Here is a 2,874-nt window from a genome sequence, read left to right as displayed (position 1 = left end):
GTACGCATCCGAGGAGGGCCGCCTTGCTAAGAAGTGAGGCGTACAGGATGCTCTGTCTATATGGACGTCAATATAGACAGAGTGAGAACCGTGGATTTAACGCTAGAGAAGCGGCCGCAAGTTAGCCGCATGGAGATTGTCGATAGCGGTCGGCGTCGCCGTTTCAGCAAGGAGGCCAAACTTGCGATCGTGGCGGAGAGTTATTCCGCCCCGCGTCAGGTCACGGCAACAGCACGTCGCCATGGGATCACACGCTTTCAGTTGAATGATTGGCGTAAAGCAGCTCGCGAGGGACGGCTCGGCAATGGCAGGGGGACTGAAGGGTTTATTCCTGCACTGTTGGTCCCGGAGCCAGGCATGCCGGTTGTTAAGCCGACCAATTCTTCGACGACACAAAGTGGGCTTATGGAGGTTGTCAGCGCCAATGGTCGCCGTGTGATTGTGGGGCGCGATGTCGACGTTGAAGCGCTGCTTGGGATCCTGCGCGGACTGGAGACGCTGCGGTGAATCCGTTTCCGATGGGAACGGGGGTCAAGGTCTGGCTTTCGACGGGGTTCACAGACATGCGCTGTGGCTTTCCCTCTTTGGCGCTTCGGGTGCAGGAGGTTCTGAAGCATGATCCGTTCTCAGGGCACCTCTTCGTGTTCAGGGGCCGCAGATCGGATATTTTGAAGATCATCTGGCATGATGGTCTGGGCGCCTGCCTTTTTACCCGGCGGCTGGAAAAGGGCCGGTTCATCTGGCCGAATATAGAGGGCGGCGCGGTAGCGATCTCACCGGCACAATTGTCCTATTTGTTGTCCGGGATCGACTGGCGCAATCCGCAGGAAACCTGGCGTCCGACACGGGTCGGATAGCATTATTACATTGAAAATATTGAGTAAATCTGATCGAATGGCTTCATGACCTCGAAGCCTGTGGATCTTCCTGCGGACCTTGCGAGCGCCTATCTGGCGCTGCTTTCCGAGCGTGAGATGTTACAGACTGAACGTGATGTCATTGTCGCCGAGCGCGATACCGTCGTCGCCGAACGGGACGTTGCGGTGGCGCAAGCCGCCAATGCGCAGGCCATGCTGTCCGACAGCGAGGCACTGATCGCCAGCCTGGAACTGGCGATGGAAAAGCTGAGGCGCGAACTGCGCGGCCGGCGATCCGAGCGCACGGCGCGCCTGATCGACCAGATGGAATTGCAGCTCGAAGAACTGGTGATGGCGGCGACGGAGGATGAGGTTGCAGCGGAGGTCGCTGCCGCCAAGACCTCGAGCGTGCGTCCGTTCACGCGCAAACGACCGGTCCGAAAGCCGTGGCCGGAGGATATCGAGCGTGAGCGCGTGGTGATCGATCCCCCAGTCACCTGTGCCTGCTGCGGCGGGTCGCGCCTGTCGAAACTGGGCGAGGACGTCACTGAGACGCTCGAGGAGGTTCCGCGCCGGTTCAAAGTGATCGAGACGGTGCGGGAGAAATTTACCTGCCGTGACTGCGAGGCGATCAGCCAGCCGCCGGCGCCGTTCCATGCCACGCCGCGTGGCTTCATCGGTCCTCATCTGCTGGCGACGATCCTGTTCGATAAGTTCGGCATGCATAGTCCGCTCAACCGCCAGAGCACCCGGTTCAAATGCGAGGGCATCGAGCTTTCGACCTCGACGCTGGCCGACCAGGTCGGGTATGGAACGGCCGCGCTCCTGCCGATCTTTGAACTGATCGAGGCGCATGTCTTCGCGGCCGAGCGCCTTTTTGGCGACGACACCACCATTCCCATCCAGGCCAAAGACAAATGCACGACCGGGCGAATATGGACGTATGTGTGCGATGACCGGCCCTACGGCGGAGCGGCAGCGCCGGCGGCCATATACTATGCGTCGAGCGACCGCCGTGGCGAGCACCCGCAGAAGCACCTGGCCGAGTATGGCGGCATTCTGCAGAGTGATTGTTACAATGGCTTCGAACCGCTCAGTGTTGCCGAAAAGAAAGCGGTACCGATCACCTTCGCCTTTTGCCATGCGCACGCGCGGCGCAAATTCTTTGAGCTGGCCGACATCCAGAAAAGTGCCCGCGACCGCAAACGCAAAGGCAAGCCGATCTCGCCGATCGCCCTGGAAGCCGTCCAACGGTACGATGCGCTGTTTGAGATCGAACGCGAGATCAATGGATTGAGCGCCGCAGAACGATTGGCCGCGCGGCAGGAAAAGAGCAAGCCGCTGTTCGATGACATGCACGAGTGGCTTAAACGGGAGCGCGCCACGCTCAGCAAATCGTCCGAGGTGATCGAGCCGATCGATTACATGCTGAAGCGATGGGATGGTTTTGCGCGTTTCCTCCACGATGGCCGAATTTGTCTCACGAACAATACGGCCGAGCGGGCTCTGAGAGGAATTGCACTCGGGCGTCGAAACTGGACCTTCGCCGGCTCCCAGCGTGGGGCCGATCGTGCCGCCATCATGCTCTCGGTAATCACGACCTGCCGTCTCAACGACGTCGACCCAAAGGCGTGGCTCGCCGATGTGTTCGCCCGCATCGCCGATCTTCCTGTCTCCCGCCTGCACGAACTGCTGCCTTGGCACTGGAAGTCACACAAAGGGACGGCTATTGCGGCCGCCGCGTAAACAGCTCCCGGAACAACGCTTCCGAACGCTCCAAGCCTTCATCGGTCAGGATCAATGACTTCGACTTGTTGACTGGGTCGCCGATCATGCCCTTCTTATGAAGCCGATCCCTCGTTGCCCAGTCGAAGCCCTTCCAGGCACAACGCTCGTTATGCAGCGTCAGCCATAACAGCGCCAAAACGGCATCGTCGATCTTGTCCTCATCTATCTCCATGAACCGACGTTACCACGCGCGGCGCCCAAAATCCTGCGGCCCTGCTCGGATGGATAC

General features: G+C 59.8%; 4 protein-coding genes. 3 read left to right on the top strand and 1 reads right to left on the bottom strand.

Features of this window, described 5'->3' with window-relative positions:
* Positions 1-60 precede the first annotated feature (60 nt).
* From tnpA to tnpC, 3 genes are read left to right on the top strand one after another with little or no spacing between them, the layout of a single operon-like run.
* A complete protein-coding gene (gene tnpA / locus ACSQ3J_RS31185; protein WP_436041169.1) occupies positions 61-507 on the top strand; it encodes an IS66-like element accessory protein TnpA in 447 nt (148 codons plus the stop codon).
* Positions 504-857, top strand: a complete 354-nt coding sequence (gene tnpB, locus ACSQ3J_RS31180) for an IS66 family insertion sequence element accessory protein TnpB (protein WP_436041167.1) — start codon at positions 504-506, stop codon at positions 855-857. Before tnpA ends, tnpB begins: the two co-directional genes overlap by 4 nt.
* A 45-nt stretch (positions 858-902) precedes the next feature.
* Positions 903-2,603, top strand: coding sequence for an IS66 family transposase (gene tnpC, locus ACSQ3J_RS31175; RefSeq protein ID WP_436041165.1), 1,701 nt, complete (start codon positions 903-905; stop codon positions 2,601-2,603).
* Here tnpC and ACSQ3J_RS31170 read toward each other — a convergent pair.
* Positions 2,584-2,817, bottom strand: a complete 234-nt coding sequence (locus ACSQ3J_RS31170) for a DUF6429 family protein (protein ID WP_436041163.1) — start codon at positions 2,815-2,817, stop codon at positions 2,584-2,586. The two genes, tnpC and ACSQ3J_RS31170, sit on opposite strands and share 20 nt — an antisense overlap.
* Positions 2,818-2,874 lie beyond the last annotated feature (57 nt).

The organism is Rhizobium sp. LjRoot98, assembly GCF_964252935.1.
Lineage (GTDB): Bacteria > Pseudomonadota > Alphaproteobacteria > Rhizobiales > Rhizobiaceae > Pararhizobium.
Note: the sequence above shows the minus strand (reverse complement) of the source record. Positions and strands in the feature narration are given on the sequence as shown.